The organism is Cellulomonas sp. P1_C4 (assembly GCF_056406355.1).
Window position 1 is genome coordinate 20,099 of record NZ_JBFUAI010000005.1, and the last position, 18,494, is coordinate 38,592.

At 74.4% G+C, this 18,494-nt stretch carries 16 protein-coding genes; 12 read left to right on the forward strand and 4 right to left on the reverse strand.

Features of this window, described 5'->3' with window-relative positions; genetic code table 11:
• The first annotated feature begins 36 nt into the window (after positions 1 to 36).
• On the forward strand, positions 37 to 450 hold the full coding sequence (locus tag AC1DYZ_RS04790; RefSeq protein WP_477064064.1) for a GNAT family N-acetyltransferase: 414 nt from the start codon (positions 37 to 39) through the stop codon (positions 448 to 450).
• Here AC1DYZ_RS04790 and glgX read toward each other — a convergent pair.
• The gene (gene glgX / locus AC1DYZ_RS04795) at positions 447 to 2,642 is read right to left on the reverse strand and encodes a glycogen debranching protein GlgX (RefSeq protein ID WP_477064065.1); all 2,196 of its coding nucleotides are present in this window, start codon (positions 2,640 to 2,642) and stop codon (positions 447 to 449) included. The two genes, AC1DYZ_RS04790 and glgX, sit on opposite strands and share 4 nt — an antisense overlap.
• Before the next feature lie 140 nt (positions 2,643 to 2,782).
• Between glgX and AC1DYZ_RS04800 the strand changes: the two genes are divergently transcribed.
• The 5 genes from AC1DYZ_RS04800 (at position 2,783) to AC1DYZ_RS04820 (ending at position 8,270) form a co-directional block, all read left to right on the forward strand.
• The gene (locus AC1DYZ_RS04800) at positions 2,783 to 3,571 is read left to right on the forward strand and encodes an electron transfer flavoprotein subunit beta/FixA family protein (RefSeq protein ID WP_477064066.1); all 789 of its coding nucleotides are present in this window, start codon (positions 2,783 to 2,785) and stop codon (positions 3,569 to 3,571) included.
• A 25-nt stretch (positions 3,572 to 3,596) separates the two neighbouring features.
• Entirely contained in the window at positions 3,597 to 4,577 is a 981-nt protein-coding gene (locus tag AC1DYZ_RS04805; RefSeq protein ID WP_477064067.1) for an electron transfer flavoprotein subunit alpha/FixB family protein, read from the forward strand.
• An 84-nt stretch (positions 4,578 to 4,661) separates the two neighbouring features.
• Entirely contained in the window at positions 4,662 to 6,146 is a 1,485-nt protein-coding gene (locus AC1DYZ_RS04810; RefSeq protein ID WP_477064068.1) for an outer membrane protein assembly factor BamB family protein, read from the forward strand.
• Positions 6,147 to 6,287: 141 nt separating this feature from the next.
• Complete coding sequence (locus AC1DYZ_RS04815) at positions 6,288 to 7,763, forward strand: outer membrane protein assembly factor BamB family protein (RefSeq protein WP_477064069.1); 1,476 nt, start codon at positions 6,288 to 6,290, stop codon at positions 7,761 to 7,763.
• Positions 7,764 to 7,886: 123 nt separating this feature from the next.
• Positions 7,887 to 8,270: a PLD nuclease N-terminal domain-containing protein gene (locus AC1DYZ_RS04820; RefSeq protein ID WP_477064070.1), complete on the forward strand. Its 384-nt coding sequence runs from the start codon at positions 7,887 to 7,889 to the stop codon at positions 8,268 to 8,270.
• A 3-nt stretch (positions 8,271 to 8,273) separates the two neighbouring features.
• Here the strand turns inward: AC1DYZ_RS04820 and AC1DYZ_RS04825 are convergent, their stop codons facing one another.
• Positions 8,274 to 9,266, reverse strand: coding sequence for a phosphotransferase family protein (locus AC1DYZ_RS04825; protein ID WP_477064071.1), 993 nt, complete (start codon positions 9,264 to 9,266; stop codon positions 8,274 to 8,276).
• A 95-nt stretch (positions 9,267 to 9,361) separates the two neighbouring features.
• Here AC1DYZ_RS04825 and AC1DYZ_RS04830 point away from each other — a divergent pair, with 95 nt between their 5' ends.
• The 6 genes from AC1DYZ_RS04830 to AC1DYZ_RS04855 are packed head-to-tail and all read left to right on the forward strand — an operon-like array spanning position 9,362 to position 16,585.
• Positions 9,362 to 10,552, forward strand: a complete 1,191-nt coding sequence (locus AC1DYZ_RS04830) for a cysteine desulfurase family protein (protein WP_477064072.1) — start codon at positions 9,362 to 9,364, stop codon at positions 10,550 to 10,552.
• The gene (mnmA, locus tag AC1DYZ_RS04835) at positions 10,552 to 11,652 is read left to right on the forward strand and encodes a tRNA 2-thiouridine(34) synthase MnmA (RefSeq protein WP_477064073.1); all 1,101 of its coding nucleotides are present in this window, start codon (positions 10,552 to 10,554) and stop codon (positions 11,650 to 11,652) included. The genes AC1DYZ_RS04830 and mnmA overlap by 1 nt, the downstream gene beginning before the upstream one ends.
• Complete coding sequence (locus AC1DYZ_RS04840) at positions 11,649 to 12,665, forward strand: uroporphyrinogen decarboxylase/cobalamine-independent methonine synthase family protein (RefSeq protein ID WP_477064074.1); 1,017 nt, start codon at positions 11,649 to 11,651, stop codon at positions 12,663 to 12,665. Before mnmA ends, AC1DYZ_RS04840 begins: the two co-directional genes overlap by 4 nt.
• Before the next feature lie 2 nt (positions 12,666 to 12,667).
• Positions 12,668 to 13,027 (forward strand): hypothetical protein, encoded by a 360-nt coding sequence (locus tag AC1DYZ_RS04845; protein WP_477064075.1) that lies wholly within the window; start codon positions 12,668 to 12,670, stop codon positions 13,025 to 13,027.
• A gap of 29 nt (positions 13,028 to 13,056) precedes the next feature.
• A complete protein-coding gene (ligA, locus tag AC1DYZ_RS04850) occupies positions 13,057 to 15,285 on the forward strand; it encodes an NAD-dependent DNA ligase LigA (RefSeq protein WP_477064076.1) in 2,229 nt (742 codons plus the stop codon).
• A gap of 1 nt (position 15,286) precedes the next feature.
• A complete protein-coding gene (locus tag AC1DYZ_RS04855) occupies positions 15,287 to 16,585 on the forward strand; it encodes a GNAT family N-acetyltransferase (RefSeq protein ID WP_477064077.1) in 1,299 nt (432 codons plus the stop codon).
• On the opposite strand, the gene AC1DYZ_RS04860 is transcribed toward AC1DYZ_RS04855, so the two are convergent.
• Together AC1DYZ_RS04860 and AC1DYZ_RS04865 are read right to left on the reverse strand one after the other, a co-directional pair.
• Positions 16,582 to 17,238 (reverse strand): ThuA domain-containing protein, encoded by a 657-nt coding sequence (locus AC1DYZ_RS04860; protein WP_477064078.1) that lies wholly within the window; start codon positions 17,236 to 17,238, stop codon positions 16,582 to 16,584. The two genes, AC1DYZ_RS04855 and AC1DYZ_RS04860, sit on opposite strands and share 4 nt — an antisense overlap.
• A gap of 11 nt (positions 17,239 to 17,249) precedes the next feature.
• Complete coding sequence (locus AC1DYZ_RS04865) at positions 17,250 to 18,419, reverse strand: ROK family protein (RefSeq protein WP_477064079.1); 1,170 nt, start codon at positions 18,417 to 18,419, stop codon at positions 17,250 to 17,252.
• Between the last annotated feature and the right edge of the window lie 75 nt (positions 18,420 to 18,494).

Genomic DNA, 18,494 nt, shown 5'->3' on the forward strand with positions numbered 1-18,494 from the left:
GGTTGGACGCGCGTCCAGAACTCTACGATCCGTGTCGTGACCTATGTGCTGAGCGACGAGCCCGGCCGCCTCGACCGCGACGCGGTCTGGCGCTTCCTGTCGACCGAGGCCTACTGGGCCCGCTGGCGCAGCCGCGCGGACGTCGACCAGCAGATCGACGCCGCGTGGCGCGTCGTGGGCGCCTACGTCGAGGAGACGGGCGAGCAGGTCGGGTTTGCCCGGGCAGTCTCGGACGGCGTCGCCTTCGCCTACCTCGCCGATGTCTACGTCGACGCCGCGCACCGCGGGTCGGGGCTCGGTCGCCGCCTGGTGGCCGCCATGATCGACGACGGCCCCGGCGCGGACTTCCGCTGGACCCTGTTCACGGGTGACGCGCACGGGCTCTACCGCGAGTTCGGGTTCGAGGAGCCCGACGCGACCGCGATGGTCCGCCCGAGCCGGCAGGGCTAGACCAGGACGTACACCCGCATGCTCAGGGCCTCGACCACGGTCGCCTCGCCCGGCTCCGCGTGCAGGCCGCCCTCGATCGCGGCGGCGCGCTCCTCCGCGGGGTTCTCCCAGACCGAGTCCCACGCCAGGCGCCAGCGACCGCCGTGGTCGTCGGCCAGGATCAGGTGCACGGCGTCGAGCGAGCCGTTGATCACCAGCAGCACGGTGTCCTGCTCGGGCGGCGGCGCGGTGCGGACCATCTGCAGGGTGCGGATCGACGGGTCGTGCCAGCGGTCGTGGTCGAACGGCAGGCCCAGCGCGTCGAACCAGGCGAGGTCCGGGCGCCGGCCGGGCACGTACGGCCGGCCCGAGTAGAAGCGCTCGGTGCGCAGGGCGGGGTGCTCGCGGCGCAGCAGCAGCAGCCAGCGGGCGGTCGACAGCATGTCCTTGCGCCACGCCGACAGGTCCCAGCGCAGCCAGGAGATCTCGTTGTCCTGGCAGTAGGCGTTGTTGTTGCCCCGCTGGGTCCGACCCATCTCGTCGCCCGCCGTGATCATCGGCGTGCCGGCCGCGAGCACGAGCGTGGCGAACAGGTTGCGGATCGAGCGGCGGCGCAGGGGCACCAGGTCGACGGCCGGGGAGTCCTGCTCCACCGGACCCTCGACGCCGTGGTTCCACGAGCGGTTGTCGTCGCTGCCGTCGCGGTTCTGCTCACCGTTGGCCGCGTTGTGCTTGTGGTCGTACGCGACCAGGTCGGCCAGCGTGAACCCGTCGTGCGCGGTGATGTAGTTGACGGACGTGGCCGGCCCGCGGACCAGCGGGGGATCGCTGTGCCCGAACAGGTCGACGGACCCGGACAGCCGCGTCGCCAGGTCGCGCACCCGGTGACCGGGCAGGCCGTGGGCCGCGCGGCCCGGGTCGGCCAGCCAGAACGACCGGGCGGCGTTGCGGAACCGGTCGTTCCACTCGGCGAACGGGATGGGGAACTGGCCGGTGCGCCAGCCGCCGGGACCGACGTCCCAGGGCTCGGCGACGAGCTTGAGGCCGTGCAGCGCGGGCTCCGTGGCCATCGCGACGAGCGCGGGGTGGTCGGGCGAGAAGCCGCCCGGGTCCCGCCCGAGCGTGACCGCGAGGTCGAACCGGAAGCCGTCGACGCCGACCACGTCCGCCCAGTAGCGCAGCGAGTCGAGCGTCATGCGGACCACCTCGGACCGGCGGAAGTCCAGCGTGTTGCCGGTGCCGGTGACGTCCGCGAGCGCGGCCGGGGCGCCGCCGTCGTGCGCGTAGTAGACCGAGCTGTCGAGCCCCCGCCACGACAGGTGCTGCCCCGGCAGTCCGCCCTCGCACGTGTGGTTGTAGACGACGTCGAGCAGCACCTCGAGGCCCGCCTCGTGCAGCGCGTGCACCGCCGTGCGGAGCTCCTCCAGCACCGCGGCCGGACCCTGCGCCCGCGCGGAGGCGGTGGCGTACGCCGCGTGCGGGGCGAAGAAGCCGAGCGTGCTGTAGCCCCAGTAGTTGGTCAGGCCCTTCTCGACGAGGTGCGGCTCGTCGGCGAACGCGTGCACGGGCAGCAGCTCGACCGCGGTCACGCCCAGCCCGAGCAGGTGGTCGATCACGACGGGGTGCGCCAGGCCGGCGTACGTGCCGCGCAGCTCCTCGGGCAGCCCGTCGGCCAGCAGCGTGAGCCCGCGGACGTGCGCCTCGTAGACCACCGTCTGGGACCAGGGGGTCCACGGGCGGTTGGTCGTGGGGTCGGGACCCGGCAGCTCGCGAGTGTCCACGACGACGGAGAACGGGACGTGACCCGCCGAGTCCCGCGGGTCCGCGGGGCCGTACGGGTCGCCGACCAGGTCGGGCCCGACGCGGTGGCCGTAGGTCTGCGGGGTGTGCGCGACCTCGCCGTCGAGCCCGCGGGCGTACGGGTCCACGAGCAGCTTGGCGGGGTTGTAGCGGTGGCCCGCCGCCGGGTCCCAGGGGCCGTGCGCGCGGAAGCCGTACCGCTGGCCCGCGGCCACGTCGGGGACGGACGCGCTGAACACGCCGTGCACCGGGCCGTCGAGCGGGACCCGGCGCTCCTGGCGTCCGTCGGCACCGTCGAACAGGCACAGGTCGACACCCGTGGCGTGCGCCGCGAAGACGGCGACGTCGATGCCCTCATCGGTCACGTGCACACCGAGGCGGGGCGCGCGTCGGTGAGGGGAGGGCTGGGTCACCGGGACATTGTGCGGGACGGAAGYCCACACATGTCGGGCGGAAGTGCCCTGGGGAGATGTTGAAGTTCTCACACAGCGTCGTCGGACCGTCCGTGGGACGGCGGTCCGCCGCGTCCGGGCCGGGCGGTAACGTTCCGCGGGTGAGGATCGTCGTCTGCGTGAAGCATGTCCCTGACATCCAGTCCGAGCGGGCCCTGGGCCCCGACGGTCGCGTGGTCCGCGACGGCGGGGACGGCACCATCAACGAGCTGGACGAGAACGCCGTCGAGGCCGCGCTTGCGCTGGTCGAGGCGCACGAGGGGTCCGTGGTCGCCCTGACCGTGGGTCCCGACGACGCCGCTGACGCCGTCCGCCGCGGCCTGCAGCTCGGAGCGGACGAAGCCGTGCACGTGGTCGACGACGCGATCGCCGGCTCGGACGTGATCGGCACGGCTCGGGTGCTCGCCGCGGCGATCCGTCACCTCGACGCGCAGGAGCCGGTCGACCTGGTCATCACCGGCATGGCCGGCCTGGACGGGCTCACGTCCCTGCTGCCGACTGCGCTCGCGGAGCTGCTCGACCTGCCCGCGCTGCCGCTCGCCGCCAGCCTCACCGTCGACGGGGGCACCGTGCGGGTGGAGCGCAACCTCGACCACGCCGCCGAGGTGCTCGAGGCGTCGCTGCCCGCGCTCGTGTCCGTCACGGACCAGGCCAACGAGCCGCGCTACCCCAACTTCAAGGGCATCATGGCGGCCCGCAAGAAGCCGATCACCACCCTGACGCTGGCCGACCTCGAGATCGACGGTGCGCACGTCGGCGCCGCAGGCGCCCGCACCGAGGTGCTCGAGGCCGCCGCCCGCCCGCCCCGCGACAACCGCGTGCTGGTGCAGGACACGGGGGACGCCGGCATCCGGCTCGCCGCGTACCTCGTCGACAACCAGCTCGTCTGACCTCCTGACCGAAGGATTCGCTGCCGTGACTGCTCCCGTGCTCGTGCTCGTCGATCACACCGAGGCCGGTGCCGTCCGCGCGCCGGTGCGCGAGCTGCTCACGCTCGCGCGCGACCTGGCCGGGTCGGCCGGCGTGCACGCCGCGTGGGCCGTCGACGGCGTCGAGCCGTCCGCCGAGGTCGTCGCCGAGCTCGCCGCCCTGGGCGCCACGCACGTGCACCGCGTGGTCGCCGACGCCGACCTGCACCTGTCGGCCGTGCTCGCGGAGGCGCTCGCGTCGCTGCTCGACGCCACGGGCGCCGATCTGGTGCTGGCCGTCTCGTCGTTCGAGAACAAGGAGGCCGCCGCGCGCCTCGCCGTGAGCACCGGCGCGGGGGTCGTCACGGACGCGGACGGGCTCGCGCTCGTCGACGGCCGGTACGTCGCGTCGAAGACGGTCTTCGCGGGCACCTGGACCACCGCGTGCGCCGTCACCACCCCGCTCGCGATCGTCACGGTCAAGCCGAACTCGGTGCAGCCGTCGACCGTGGACGGCGTCACCCCACAGGTCGGCGAGCACGTGGTCGCCGTCAGCGACAAGGCCCGGAGGGTCACGCTGGTCGAGCGCACGGAGCGGCCCGCGAGCGGGCGGCCCGACCTCGGCAGCGCGAGCGTCGTCGTCGCCGGCGGCCGCGGCACCGAGGGCGACTTCTCCGTAGTCGAGGAGCTTGCCGACGTGCTCGGCGGCGCGGTGGGTGCCACGCGCGTGGCCACCGACGAGGGCTGGATCGGCCACGACGCGCAGATCGGCCAGACCGGCGTCACCATCGCCCCGCGGCTCTACGTCGGCGTCGGCGTCTCCGGCGCGGTCCACCACCGCGGCGGCATGCAGGCGTCCGGCACGATCGTCGCCGTGAACTCCGACCCCGACGCCCCGATCTTCGAGATCGCGGACTTCGGCGTCGTCGGCGACCTGTTCACCGTCCTGCCGCAGGCCGTCGCGGAGATCCGCCGCCTCAAGGGCTGACGGCGAGTGGCGGGCGGCGCGCGCTGGTTCGGCCGATCGGGCCTGATGACTCGGCGCGGCCGCGTGCCCGGATAGTCTCCGGCCATGTCTCGGCGCGAGGTCATGCAGGCGGTCGAGCTCGTCGAGCACGACGTCGCGGCCGACGAGCCTCCCGCCGACGAGGGCCCGTCCCGCCGCCGGCCGTCCCGCCGTTGGCTGCTGGTACCTGCGGCCGTCGTGGTCGCGCTCGTCGGGTCGCAGCTCGTCGTCGCGGCGCGCGAGCGCGCGGCCGTCGCGGCCCTGGCCGAGGTTCCCGGCGTCGTCCGGCCCGTCGACGCCGATCTCCGGGTGCTGTGGACGCCGGAGCTGGGCAGCCAGCGGTCGGTGCTCGGGTCGGGCATCGCCGTCGACGGGACGCTCCTCGGCCTGGACACCGCGGCCGACGGCGCGCAGTCCCTCGTCGCCGTCGATGAGCAGACGGGCGCGCGCACGTGGGCGACACCGCTGAGCGACGCCCACACGATCGACCGCGGGACCGACGGGTTCTCCCCGGTCGGCGGGTGCCTCGCCGAGCCGGGAACCGGCCGGGCAGCCTGTCTCGTCACCGACGGGTACCTGACCTACCGGGACACGGCGATCGTCTACGTCCCGGACACGTCGAGCCGCCTCGTCGTGGTCGACCTCGCCGACGGCTCGATCCTCGCCGACCGGCCGGCGCCGTCCGCGGTGGCGGTCGCTCTGCTGCCCGGAGCGGCGGTGACGGCCGTCCCGCAGAAGGACGGCGCGGTCGTGGTCACCGCCGCGGACCTGGTCAGCGGGAGCCCGGCCTGGCAGACCGTCGTCCCGCCGTCGCCCAGCGTGCCGGACGACAGCGGCTTCTCCGACGGGACCACCTCGATGTTCGCGACCGCCGACGGGGTCGGTGTGGTCATGGCGGGCCGCCGCCTGACCCTGCTGGACGCGCAGGGTCGCGTCGTGCGGTCGGACCTCGACGCGGACATGGGCTACTCGGCCGACCCGGACCGCGCGACCGTGGCCGTGTACTCGATCGACGAGGTGGGTCGGCAGCGCACCACGTTCGTGGGCGACGGGCCGGATCTCGAGCTCGCGGGCGGGATGGTCCAGCGGTCCGCGGACGACGGGAGCGTGCCCGACCTCGTGCTCGTCGCGGACACCACGGTCCGTGCCTACGACCGGTCGACAGGACGCCCGCGCTGGAGCATCCGGCACGTCATCGCCGGGGACGCCCTCGTGCTGCGCGGGCGCGTGTACGTGAGCACCGGCGGCGGGGTGGTCGCGGTCGACGGCCGCACGGGCGAGGAGCTCTGGCGCGCGCCGGTCGGTCCGGGGCTGACCCTGGGCGGGCTGGTCACGGACGGGCGTCACCTGCTCAGCTCGCAGCAGCGACCCGAGGAGCCGGGGGACGTGACGTCGTCGGACGACTGGCCGGGGGTCGGGGTGCTCGTCGCGTACCGGTTGGACGACGGCGGCGAGGACTGGCGGATCGACCTGCCCGACGGCCTGCTCGGGGTCAGGGCGGTCCGCCACACGCTCGTCGGGTGGGGATCCACGGCTGCCGTGCTCGGGTGAGTGCTCGGCCGCTCTATCAGGAACGCTGCTGGTGTCCTGTCTGAGATCGCGGACCTGGGCGTCGTCGCCGACCGGCCGTCGCCGAGGTCCGCCGCGTCAGGGGCCGACCCGCCGGGGCGAGCGCGGGCGGATAATCGCGCCATGCGGCGCGTGGGCATGGACGCGGTCGAGCTCGTCGAGCACGACGACGTCCCGGCGCGCTCTGACGAGGCGGCGCTGCCGCGCCGGTCGAGGCGTTGGCTGCTGGTCCCCGCTGTCGCTCTGGTCGCGCTCCTCGCCGTGCAGGTCGTCGTGCAGGTGCGCGAGCGTTCCGCCGTCTCCGAGCTGGCGCGCGTGCCAGGGGTCGTCCGGCCGGTCGACCAGCATCTGCAGCTGCAGTGGCGGCCGGAGGCGGGTGCCGAGTCGGTGCTCTGGTCCGGCATCAACCACAAGGGCGCGCTGGTGGGACTGCGCCGGGCGAGCGACGAGTCGCAGGCAGTGGTCGCCGTCGACGAGCGGACGGGCGAGCAGATCTGGAGCACGCCGCTCGCCGACGCGCACGAGGTGGCACGCGACGACGAGGCTTTCGGCTCGATCGGTGGGTGCGTGAGCGACCCCGGGGACGCCGCCCACGCGGTCTGCCTGGTCACCGACGCCGTCATGGCCTACCGCGAGGCCGAGAACGTACTGGTCCCGTCGGAGCTGAGCCGGCTGGTGGTCGTGGACCTCGCCGACGGCTCGGTCGTCGCCGACCGGCAGGCGCCGGGAGCGGCGGCGTTCGCGGCCCTCCCGGGTGGCGTGGTCGTCGTCGGGACGCCGGGTGCAGACGGTGCGCTCGTCGTCAGTGCCATGGACCCGCTGACCGGGCGCGAGCGGTGGCAGACCGTCGTGCCGTCCCCCACGGCCGAGCCGGACGAGGGCGGCTTCGTCGACCGGTCGACGGTCGTCCTGCCCACAGCCGACGGGCTCGCCGTGGTGACGGCGGGCCGCCGGATCACGCTTCTCGACGGCGAAGGCCATCCGTCGGGCGCGGGCGTCGACGCGAGCAACGGCTTCGAGCCCGACCCGCTGCGGGGGACCGTGACGGCGTTCACGCAGGATGACCGGGGCCGCGAGACGACGACGATCATGGGTGACGGGCCGGACGTCGTCCTGGACGGCCGGCTGGCGGGGGTCTCGGCGGACGACGGCAGCCTTCCCGGGCTGGTGCTCGCGGCGGACTCGAGGATCCGCGCGTACGACCGGTCGACGGGACGCGAGCGGTGGAGCGTGGGGCATGGCCTGTCGGGCTCCGCGGTCGTGGTGCGCGGGCACGTGTACCTCAGCACCCCGGACGGGGTCGTGGCCGTGGACGGCCGCACAGGCGAGGAGCTCTGGCGGGCACCGGTCATGAAGGGCCGGACGATGGGCGACCTGGTCACCGACGGTCGCCACCTGCTCAGCGGCCAGGTGCGGCCGGACGAGCCGGGCGACGTGGCCGCGCTGAACGACTGGCCGGGGGTCGGCGAGCTCGTCGCGTACCGGTTCGCCGACGGCGGCGAGCTGTGGCGCGTCGACCTGCCCGGGACCTTGCTCGGCATCGGCTCGGTGGGGCACAACCTGCTCGGCTGGGGCTCCACGTCCGCCGTGCTCGGGTGAGTGCTCCGTCCGGGTGATCGGTTCTGCCGGGCGACGGATCGCCGGACAGCGGTGACCCCGGTTCGCTAGCGTGCGCGTCGGTCCCGGCTGCCCGTGCGCCGGGCGGGCGCCCGAGGAGTGACCGTGATCCGCTACCTGCCGTTCCTGATCGAGCTGGCGCTGCTGGTGTACTGCCTCATCGACTGCATCCAGACCGACGTCCCACGGAACCTCTCGAAGACCACCTGGGTGTTCGTCATCATCATCCTTCCGCTGGTCGGCGGGATCGCGTGGCTGGTCGCGGGCCGGCCCGAGCACCGCCCCGCGCGGAACGTGGCCTGGCCGTCGACGCAGACCGCGGGCTTCCCGGAGTACGAGCGGCCTCGCCGGTCGAGCCCGGACGACGACGCCGAGTTCCTGGCGGGCATGCGCACGTCCGACCAGACGCACGAGCAGATGCTCAAGGACTGGGAGGCGCAGCTGCGCGAGCGGGAGCAGAAGCTCGAGCGCGACGACACGTCGTCCTGAGGGTCAGGACAGCTCGCGCAGCCAGCGCACCGTCGCGAGGCCCTGCGCCGCCTGGAACCGGCGCAGGTTGGGGATGCCGAGCGGCGCCGGCTGCCGCGAGCTCCACGCGAAGTAGCCGGCCAGGCCGGCCAGCCCCGCCCGCAGGTGGTCGTCGTGCACGCCGTCCGACACCGCGTGCGTGCGGAAGTTCGTCGCCGGGTCGCCGCCGCCCTGCAGCGTGACGCTGGGCAGCATGAAGGCCAGGTCGAGCCAGGGGGCGCCGACGCTCGCGTGCGGCCAGTCGATGAGCCAGACGCGGTGCTGGTGGTCGGGGTCGATCATGACGTTGTCGGCGCGCAGGTCGCCGTGCACGAGCGCGTCGCCGGCGCACACGCGCAGCGCCTCCTGCTCCCAGCGGACCAGCTGCTCGATGTTGTCCAGCGCCCACCGCCCGGCGTCGCCGGCCATCTCGGCGTAGCGGACCTGCGTCTCCTCGTCGAGCGCGCGCAGCTTGCGCCAACCGGTGAAGTCGTCGGCCAGCTGGTCGTCGGTGCGCGGCAGCTCGTGGCCGGGCAGCGGCTCGGCGTCTGCGAGCGCTCCCAGCGCGTCGGCGACGGCCCGCAGGTCGGCCGGCTTCCACGGCAGCTCGGGGGAGCGCCCGTGGACCACCTCGAAGCCGAGGATGACCCAGTCGTCGTCGTCGGAGAACCACAGCAGCCGCGGCGCGGGGACCTGCGGCGGCAGGGCCCGCGAGACGCGGATCTCGGCGCGCGCGAGGTCCGGCGAGACGGGGTTCTGCTCGGCGGAGACGGCCTTGACGAAGACGCCGCGCCCGTCGGCGAGCTCGAGGACGGCGGCGAAGCCAGGGCTGAAGCCGCTGGTCGCGCTGATCTCGGCGGTGACCTGGGAGCCGGCGAGCTCGGCGATCCGGGCGCGGACGGGGCGCGGGAGGTCGCGCCAGTCCAGCCGCTGGCCGCTGAAGGCGAGCGGGAGGGCGATGACGTCGTCGGCACTCACGCCGGACATCCTGCCAGGAGATTCGCGGCGGTCGGAGGGTGATCCCACAGGGTGTGCGGTCGGGATGATCTCGCGCGGTTCGTAGGATGGACCCGATGAGCGTGTATCTCGATCATGCGGCGACCACGCCCATGATCCCGGAGGCCGCGCGGGTGCTCGCCGAGCAGCTCGCGCGCCCCGGCAACCCCTCCTCGCTGCACGCATCGGGCCGGGCCGCCCGGCGGGTGGTGGAGGAGTCCCGCGAGCGTCTCGCCGCGGCGCTGGGCGCGCGCCMGAGCGAGGTCGTCTGGACCTCGGGCGGCACGGAGGCCGACAACCTCGCCGTGAAGGGCCTGTTCTGGGCCCGCCGCACGCAGCACCCGGACCGCCGACGGCTGCTGGTGTCCGCCGTCGAGCACCACGCCGTGCTCGACCCCGCGTTCTGGATGGCCGAGCACGCGGGCGCCGAGCTGGTGCTGCTGCCGGTCGACTCCGACGGCGTGCTCGAGGTGGACGCCCTGCGCGAGGAGCTCGAGCGGAACGGCGAGCAGGCCGCGCTGATCTCGGTGATGTGGGCGAACAACGAGGTCGGGGCGCTGCAGCCCCTCGACGAGGTGGTCGCGCTGGGCCGCCGGTTCGGGGTGCCCGTGCACGCCGACGCCGTGCAGGCCGTGGGTCAGGTGCCCGTCGACTTCGGTGCGTCCGGGCTCGACGCGATGACCGTCACGGGCCACAAGGTGGGTGGGCCTGGCGGAGCCGGTGCGCTCCTGGCCCGCCGCGGCCTCGACCTCACGCCCGTGCTGCACGGCGGCGGACAGGAGCGCGGGGTGCGGTCCGGCACCCTCGACGCGGCGCTGCTCGCGTCGTTCGGGCTCGCGGTCGACGTGGCGGTCGCCGGCCGCGAGGCGTTCGCCGACCGGGTGGGAGCGCTCCGCGACGCGCTGGTCGCCGGCGTGGAGTCCCTGGTGCCCGACGCGGTGCTGCGGGGGCCGCGAGACGCGGAAAGGCGACTGCCCGCGAACGCGCACTTCACGTTCCCCGGCTGCGAGGGCGACTCGCTGCTCTACCTGCTCGACTCGGCCGGGATCGAGGCCTCGACGGGGTCGGCGTGCCAGGCGGGCGTCCCGCGCCCCAGCCATGTGCTCCTGGCGATGGGGGTCGACGAGGTCGCCGCGCGCGGCGCGCTGCGGTTCAGCCTCGGGCACACCTCGACCGCCGACGACGTCGAGGCGCTGCTGTCCGCGCTGCCCGGCGTCGTCGACCGCGCCCGGGCGGCCGGACTGGCGACCGTCGGGGCGGTGTCCTGATGCGCGTGCTGGCGGCCCTGTCCGGCGGCGTCGACTCCGCCGTCGCCGCGGCCCGTGCCGTGGACGCCGGGCACGACGTGGTCGGCGTGCACATGGCCCTGTCGCGCACCCGCGACCAGTTCCGCACCGGCTCGCGCGGCTGCTGCTCGATCGAGGACGCCGGCGACGCCCGCCGGGCCGCGGACGTGCTCGGCATCCCGTACTACGTCTGGGACCTCTCCGAGCGGTTCGAGGAGACGGTGGTCGCCGACTTCGTCGCCGAGTACGAGGCGGGCCGCACGCCCAACCCGTGCGTGCGCTGCAACGAGCACATCAAGTTCGCGACCCTGCTGGACAAGGCCGTGGCCCTCGGGTTCGACGCCGTCTGCACGGGCCACTACGCCCGCATCGAGACCCGCGCCGACGGCACCCGGGAGCTGCACCGCGCCCACGACCTGGCCAAGGACCAGTCTTACGTGCTCGCCGTGATGGGCCCGGAGCGGCTCGCGCGGTCGATGTTCCCGCTGGGGGACGTCGCGTCGAAGGAGCAGACGCGCGCCGAGGCAGCCGCGCGAGGGCTGTCGGTCTCGGCGAAGCCGGACTCGTTCGACATCTGCTTCGTCGCTGACGGTGACACCCAGGGGTTCCTGCGCTCGCGGCTCGGGTCGCAGCCGGGCGAGATCGTCGACGCGACCGGGGCGGTGCTGGGGGCGCACGACGGCGCCTACGCCTACACGGTGGGGCAGCGGCGTGGCCTGTCCATCGGGACGCCCGCAGCCGACGGGAAACCCCGGTACGTGCTGTCGATCGAGCCCGTGAACAACCGCGTGGTCGTCGGGTCCGCCGACGACCTCGTCGTGGGGACCGTGGAGGCCGACCGAGCGGTGTGGTTCGAGGACACGGCCGAGTCGTTCGCCTGCTCGCTGCAGGTCCGTGCGCACGGCGCCGCCGTGCCCGCCCGGGCCACCCTGCGCGACGGGCAGGTCGACGTCGCGCTCGAGGACGGCTCGCTGCGCGGCGTTGCGCCGGGCCAGTCGGCGGTCCTCTACGACGGCACGCGCGTGCTCGGGCAGGCCACGGTGACGGCCGCCCGTCGCGCCACCGCCGGCGCGGCCCGGTGAGCGGCCGACCGGGAGTCACCGGCACCGGACCGTGGCCCGGCCTCGACGTGCTCGAGGCGCAGACCGTCGTCGTCGGCGACCTCGTCGACACGCCGTCCGAGGTGGCCGGCCTGCCGTTCACCGTCCAGCTGGCCGAGCGCGGACCGTGGGGCGACCGGAGCGGGCGCGCGGCCTCGCTGCTGGCGGAGCTGCCCACCGAGCTGGGTCCGCACGGCTGGAAGCTGGCCGACCGGCCGGGCCGCGACCTTGCCCGCGCGCAGGCCTACGGGCGCGAGGACGTCGACGCGCTGGCCGTCGCCGGGCACGGGTTCACGGGTCGGCTCGTCGTGCCGATCCTCGGGCCGATGACGCTCGCCGCCTCGCTGTACCTGTCCCGTGGGGACCGGGTCCTGTCCGATGCGGGTGCGGTGCGCGAGCTCGCCGCGTCGTTGGCCGCAGGCCTCGCCGAGCACCTCGCGACCATCCGCCGGTCCGTGCCCGGCGGCGAGCCGATCGTGCTGCTGCACGAGCCGCTGCTGGCGCAGGTCATGGCGGGCGTGCTGCCGTCGTTCTCGGGCTACTCCGCGCTGCGCTCGGTACCGGGTCCCGTCGCGGCCGAGCGGATCAGGGAGGTGGCCAYGGGCGCGGGCGTCCCGGTCGTCGTGCACGGCGGCACCGCCTGGACGTCCCTCGGGGCGATCCGGGCGGCGGGCGTGGACGGCTTCGGGCTGGCCGTGGACGCGCTCGACGAGCGGAGCTGGGAGAAGGTCGCCGAGGTGGTCGAGGGCGGCCTGGCCTTCTGGCCCGAGCTGCCGCCGCAGGCCTCCTCGCAGTGCGCCGGTCCCGACGTGACGGGCCAGGCCGAGGCGCTCACCCGGCCGTGGCGATCGGTCGGGCTGCCCATGGCGCGCCTGCGGGACGTCGTCCTGCTCGCCGGCGACATCACCGGGAAGGGCAGCCCGGACGACGCCCGCGCCGTGCTGGCCGGGCTGGTGCGGGCCGCGCGGATCGTGGCCGAACGAGCGGAGGACTGAGAGTGGCTGCACAACCGAGCGTGGGGCGCGCCCTCGCGCTGCTGGTCGCCTCCGGCGCGGCGATCGTCGGGATGGTGCTGCTCGTCATCTGCTACACCGGCATCGGCGTGAGCACGCTGAGCTCCTCGAAGGACGACCCCCACCCGTGCGTGCAGGCCTATGCGGCCGGGACCGACGACGCGAGCGTGCGGTACACCGCCGTCCCGCCGAAGGCCATCTGCACCTGGGACGTCGCGGGGGAGTCGACGGAGGTCGTCGTGGCGTCCGCGTCGCCCGCCCTGTTCGCGGCCGGCGCCGTCCTGGCCGTCGGCGGGGTCGTCGTGTGCGCCGTGCTGCTGATCACGGGGCGCCGTCGCAGGTAGGTGTGGGTGCTCCGCGCCATGATGGGGGCGTGAGCAACGAGATCGACGACGACGCCGCCGCCCGCGAGATCCCCGCCGAGGCCCGCCACCGCTGGACCGAGCTCGCGGGCCTGATCGAGGCGGACCAGTTCGCGTACTACATCCGCGACGCCCCGGTGTCGTCGGACAAGCAGTACGACGAGCGCCTGCGCGAGCTCATGGCCCTCGAGGACGAGCACCCCGGCCTGCGCACGCCGGACTCGCCGACGCAGCGGGTGGGCGGCACGTTCTCCACGGAGTTCGCCTCGGTCGAGCACGTCGAGCGGATGCTGTCGCTGGACAACGCGTTCTCCGACGAGGACATCGCGACCTGGGCGGGCCGCCTGCACCGCGACCTCGAGTCCGATGCCGCCTTGCACTACCTGTGCGAGCTGAAGATCGACGGGCTGGCCATCGCCCTGCTGTACGAGAAGGGCCGGCTGGTGCGTGCCGCCACCCGGGGCGACGGGCGGACGGGCGAGGACGTCACGCTCAACGTGCGCACCATCTCGACCATCCCCGACGTCCTCGGCGGCGACCCGGCCACCCACCCGGAGCGGATCGAGATCCGCGGCGAGGTCTTCCTGCCGGTCGCGGCGTTCGCCGAGCTCAATGCGTCGCAGGTGGAGGCGGGCAAGAGCCCGTTCGCCAACCCGCGCAACGCGGCGGCGGGCTCGCTGCGGCAGAAGGACCCGCGGGTCACCGCGTCGCGCGACCTGCGGATGTACGCGCACGGGATCGGTGCGCTGGTCTGGGGAGCTGGCCGCGGAACCGGGATCGAGCGGCAGTCGCAGGTGTACGACCTGCTTGCATCGTGGGGCGTGCCCGTGTCCGGGCACACGCGGATCGTCGAGGGGCTGGACGGCGTGCGGGAGATGATCGCCTACTAYGGCGAGCACCGGCACGACGTCGAGCACGAGATCGACGGCATCGTGATGAAGGTCGACGAGATCGCGTTGCAGCGCCGGCTCGGCTCGACCAGCCGGGCGCCGCGGTGGGCGATCGCGTACAAGTACCCGCCCGAGGAGGTGAACACCAAGCTCCTCGACATCCGCGTGAACGTGGGGCGCACCGGGCGCGTGACGCCGTTCGGGGTGATGGAGCCGGTGTTCGTGTCCGGGTCGACGGTCGAGATGGCGACGCTGCACAACGCGAGCGAGGTGGCGCGCAAGGGCGTGCTCATCGGCGACACCGTGGTGCTGCGCAAGGCGGGCGACGTGATCCCCGAGATCGTCGGACCGGTGGTGGACCTGCGCGACGGCACCGAGCGCGCGTTCGTTATGCCGACGGAGTGCCCCTCGTGCGGCACGCCGCTGGCGCCCGCCAAGGAGGGCGACGTCGACATCCGCTGCCCCAACCAGCGGTCCTGCCCCTCGCAGCTGCGCGAGCGGCTGTTCCACGTCGCGTCGCGCGGGGCGTTCGACATCGAGGCGCTCGGCTGGGAGGCGGCGAACGCGCTACTCACCGCGGGGGTCGTGGCCGACGAGGGCGACCTGTTCGCGCTCGACGCCGACGCCCTGCGCCGGGTCCCGCTGTTCACGCTCTCGACCAGCTCGAAGGTGGGCGGCGTCGTTCGCGGGGCCGGCGACCTCAACGCCACGGGCACGGCGCTGCTGGGCAACCTCGAGAAGGCCAAGCAGGCGGCGCTGTGGCGGGTGATCGTCGCGCTCTCCATCCGGCACGTCGGCCCGACCGCCGCGCGGGCGCTCGCGCAGCACTTCGCGTCGGTGCCGGCGATCGCGACGGCGTCGGAGGAGGAGATCGGCGCGGCCGAAGGGGTCGGACCGACCATCGCGGCCGCCGTGGTGGCGTGGTTCGAGCAACCCGGTGAGGACGACAAGTGGCACGCGGCGATCGTCGAGAAGTGGGCGGCGGCCGGGGTGCGGATGACCGAGGAGCGCGACGAGTCCGCGCCGCGCACGCTGGAAGGGCTAACGGTCGTGGTCACCGGCGGCCTCGAGCGGTTCAGCCGCGACGGCGCGAAGGAGGCGATCCTGGCGCGCGGCGGCAAGTCGGCGGGCAGCGTGTCGAAGAAGACGGACTACGTCGTCGTGGGGGAGAACGCGGGCTCCAAGGAGGCCAAGGCGCGCGAGCTCGGGCTGCGGATCCTGGACGAGGCAGGGTTCGAGGCGCTGCTGGCGCAGGGGCCTGCGGGCGTCGGGGACAGCTCGTCCGACGACCACGCGGGCGCCCCTGCCGACGACGGGACCGACGGCTCGTCCGTCGCCGAGGAGGACTGACATGAGCAGCGTGGTCGTCCGGGTGGCCAGCGGGGGTCAGGTGGCCGACGCCGGTGCGCTGACCGCCGAGGCGTACCTGGCCGACCGGCTGGTCGACGCGACCGACTCGTACGCGGACGAGTTGCGCGACGCCGAGCGGCGGGCGCGCGAGGCGACGCTGCTGGTCGCGCTGCTGCCGCCCGGCGAGGGCGACGGCGGGGAGGCCGAGCGCGACGACCTGGTGGTCGTGGGGACCGTGACGCTCGCGCCCTACGGCACGTCGTACGCGGAGATCGCCGAGCCGGGGGAGCTGGAGATCCGCATGCTCGCGGTGGCGCCCGAGGCGCGGCGCCGCGGGATCGCCGAGCTTCTGGTGTCGGCTGCGCTGCGCGAGGCCGTCGCCAGCGGCGCGCGGCGCGTCGTCCTGTCGACACTGGACTCGATGCAGGCCGCGCAGCGGCTCTACAAGCGGCTCGGGTTCGTCGCCGTCCCCGAGCGGGACTGGGGCCACGTCGAGGTGCACCTGCGCGTCCACACGTGGACCCCGCCGGACGCGCCCGGCGCGCTGGTGGAGTCCGCGACCTGGCCGCCGGCCCGGGTGGTCGACGTGGACGGCTGGCGTGTCGGGCTCTCCGGCGGCCTGACCCGGCGGGCCAACAGCGTGCTGCCGCTGGGGTCGCCGAGGGACGTGGGCGCGGCGCTCGACCGGGTCGAGCAGCTGTACGCCGAGGCGGGGCAGCCGTCGATCGTGCGGGTGTCCCGGGCGGCGACGCCGGCGCTGGACGACCTGCTCGCGGAGCGCGGCTACCGGGCGGTCTCCCACACGGACGTGCTCGTGCGTGAGGTCGACGACGGCTCCGCCGAGGCGGTGCGGCCGCCCGCGGGTCCCGTCCGCGTGACGATCGCGGACCGACCGGACGACGCGTGGCTCGCGGCCTGGGCGGGCTCCAAGGCCCGGCTGCACGCCACCGGCGCGGCGCACGACGACGACGGCGCGAGCCTCCGGCTGGCGCGCGCGGTGCTCGGCGGTGCACCCGCGATCTACCTCACCGCGACCGACGCCTCGGGCCCCGTCGGCGTGATCCGGGCGGCGTTCGCGGAGGACTGGGTCGCGCTGTCGAGCCTGGTGGTCGTGCCGTCGGCCCGCCGTCGTGGGTTGGGCCGGTCGCTCACGCTCCGCGCCCTGCACGAGGCGGCCGACCGCGGCGCTCGCCGCGCGTTCCTGCAGGTCGAAGCCGCGAACACCGCGGCGGCCGCGCTCTACACCGGGCTGGGGTTCCAGCCCGCGGAGCGGTACGTGTACCGGGAGCGGTCCTCCTAGCGGCTCGCCCAGAGCAGGCCGCGCTCGATGATCGTGCGCACCGCGGGGACCTCCAGGTCGGCCAGCTGGTGGCCCGGCGCGCAGACGAACACGCGACCGGCGCCCCAGCGGCGCGTCCAGACGGCCGGCGACGTGACGGGTGCGTGCCAGGGGTCGTCGGGACCCGGGGCGATCGTGGTCGTCGCCAGCACGTCGTTCAGCGGGTCGGTGAGCAGCCAGTACTGCTCGGAGCGCAGCGTGAAGTCGTGGACGCCCTCGACGATCGGGTGGTCGCCGGTGACGTTGATGGTGTGCTCGACCAGGGTGCCGCCGGGGTGCGCCGCGAACTGGGCGCCGACCAGCTGGAGGTAGTCGGTGGCGATCCGGAAGGAGTCGACGATCCCGCCGTGCCAGCCGGCGAACCCGGTGCCGGCAGCGACGGCGGACCGTAGGCCGCGCAGCTCGTCGGCAAGGATGTCGCCCATGGTCCAGCACTGCACGACGAGGTCGGTGGCGGCCATGAGGTCGGCATCGGCGTAGGCCTCGAGCGACCCCTCGACGACGACGTCGAAGTCGTGCTCGCGCAGGAACGGCACGAAGAGCTCGGCGGCCTCCTCGGGGGCGTGCCCGTCCCACCCGCCGCGGACGACGAGGGCTCGGCGTTGCTCGGTCACGGCTGCGTCTCCTAGCTGATCAGGGCGTCGATGGCGGCGGCGGACAGGACGTGCTCGGAGGCCATGGCGGACGCGCCGAGCACACCGGCGCGGCCCTTGGTGCGGGACGCGACGATACGCAGGTGCTGCGTGGCCAGCGGGAGGGAACGCCGGTAGACCACCTCACGGATGCCGGCCAGCAGGTGCTCACCCGCCTCGGCCACCTCGCCGCCGATCACGATGACCGACGGGTTGAGCATGCTCACGCAGGCGGCGAGGACCTCACCGATGTGCCGACCCGCCTCGCGGACCTCGCGGCTCGCGTCGAGGTCGCCCGCGCGGACGAGCGCGACGACGTCCGCGCTGGTCGCGGCGTTGCTCAGCGCGCTCGCGATGGCCGGGCCGCTGGCGACGGCCTCGAGGCACCCGGTGTTGCCGCAGCGGCACGGCAGGTCCAGGCCGCCCGGGACGGCGATGTGCCCGAGGTCGCCGGCGGCTCCCTGGGCGCCGCGGCGGATGTGGCCGTCGGAGATGATGCCGGCGCCGATGCCGGTGGCGACCTTGACGAAGAGCAGGTGGTCGACCTCGGGCCACTGCGAGGTGTGCTCGCCGAGGGCCATGACGTTGACGTCGTTGTCCACGAGCACCGGGACGCGGAGCTTGCGGGACAGCAGCGCGGGCACGTCGGCGTCGTCCCAGCCCGGCATGATCGGCGGGTTGATGGGTCGGCCGGTGGAGTGCTCGACCGGTCCGGGCAGGCCGACGCCGACGCTCACCAGGTCGCTCATCGGACGGCCGGCGGTGCCGAGCAGGTCGAGCGCGACCTCGACCACGCGGTCGAGCACCGGGACAGGGCCCTCGGAGATCGCGACGGGCTCATGGTGCTCGGCGAGCACGGTGCCCACGAGGTCGGTGAGCGCCAGACGTGAGTGCGTGGCGCCGAGGTCGACCGCGAGGACGACGCGCGCGGCCGGGTTGAACGCGAAGGTGGCGGGCGGGCGGCCGCCCGTCGAGCTGGCCTCGCCGGCCGGCGTGACCAGCCCGGACGACAGCAGGAGATCGACCCGAGCGGCGATCGTGGAGCGGGCTTGCCCCGTGAGGGTGGCCAGGTCGGACCGGGTCCGGGGCTGCCGGTCCCGGAGGAGCTGGAACATCTCCCCGGCGCCCGTCGGCTTGGGGGCGAACTTGAGGAGCTCGTCCATGCGCACAGTGAACCATTCCGTCTTGTGTAGGTCACGTTCTCGTAACCATGACACATCAATAGCGACTTTTGCTTG

Excerpts from the sequence above, each read along its gene's own strand:
- AC1DYZ_RS04810 (WP_477064068.1), top strand. The coding sequence starts at position 4,662 with ATGTCTCGGCGCGAGGTCATGCAGGCGGTCGAGCTCGTCGAGCACGAC.
- AC1DYZ_RS04815 (WP_477064069.1), top strand. The coding sequence starts at position 6,288 with ATGCGGCGCGTGGGCATGGACGCGGTCGAGCTCGTCGAGCACGACGAC.
- mnmA (WP_477064073.1), top strand. The coding sequence starts at position 10,552 with ATGCGCGTGCTGGCGGCCCTGTCCGGCGGCGTCGACTCCGCCGTCGCC.
- AC1DYZ_RS04855 (WP_477064077.1), top strand. The coding sequence starts at position 15,287 with ATGAGCAGCGTGGTCGTCCGGGTGGCCAGCGGGGGTCAGGTGGCCGAC.
- AC1DYZ_RS04865 (WP_477064079.1), bottom strand. The coding sequence starts at position 18,419 with ATGGACGAGCTCCTCAAGTTCGCCCCCAAGCCGACGGGCGCCGGGGAG.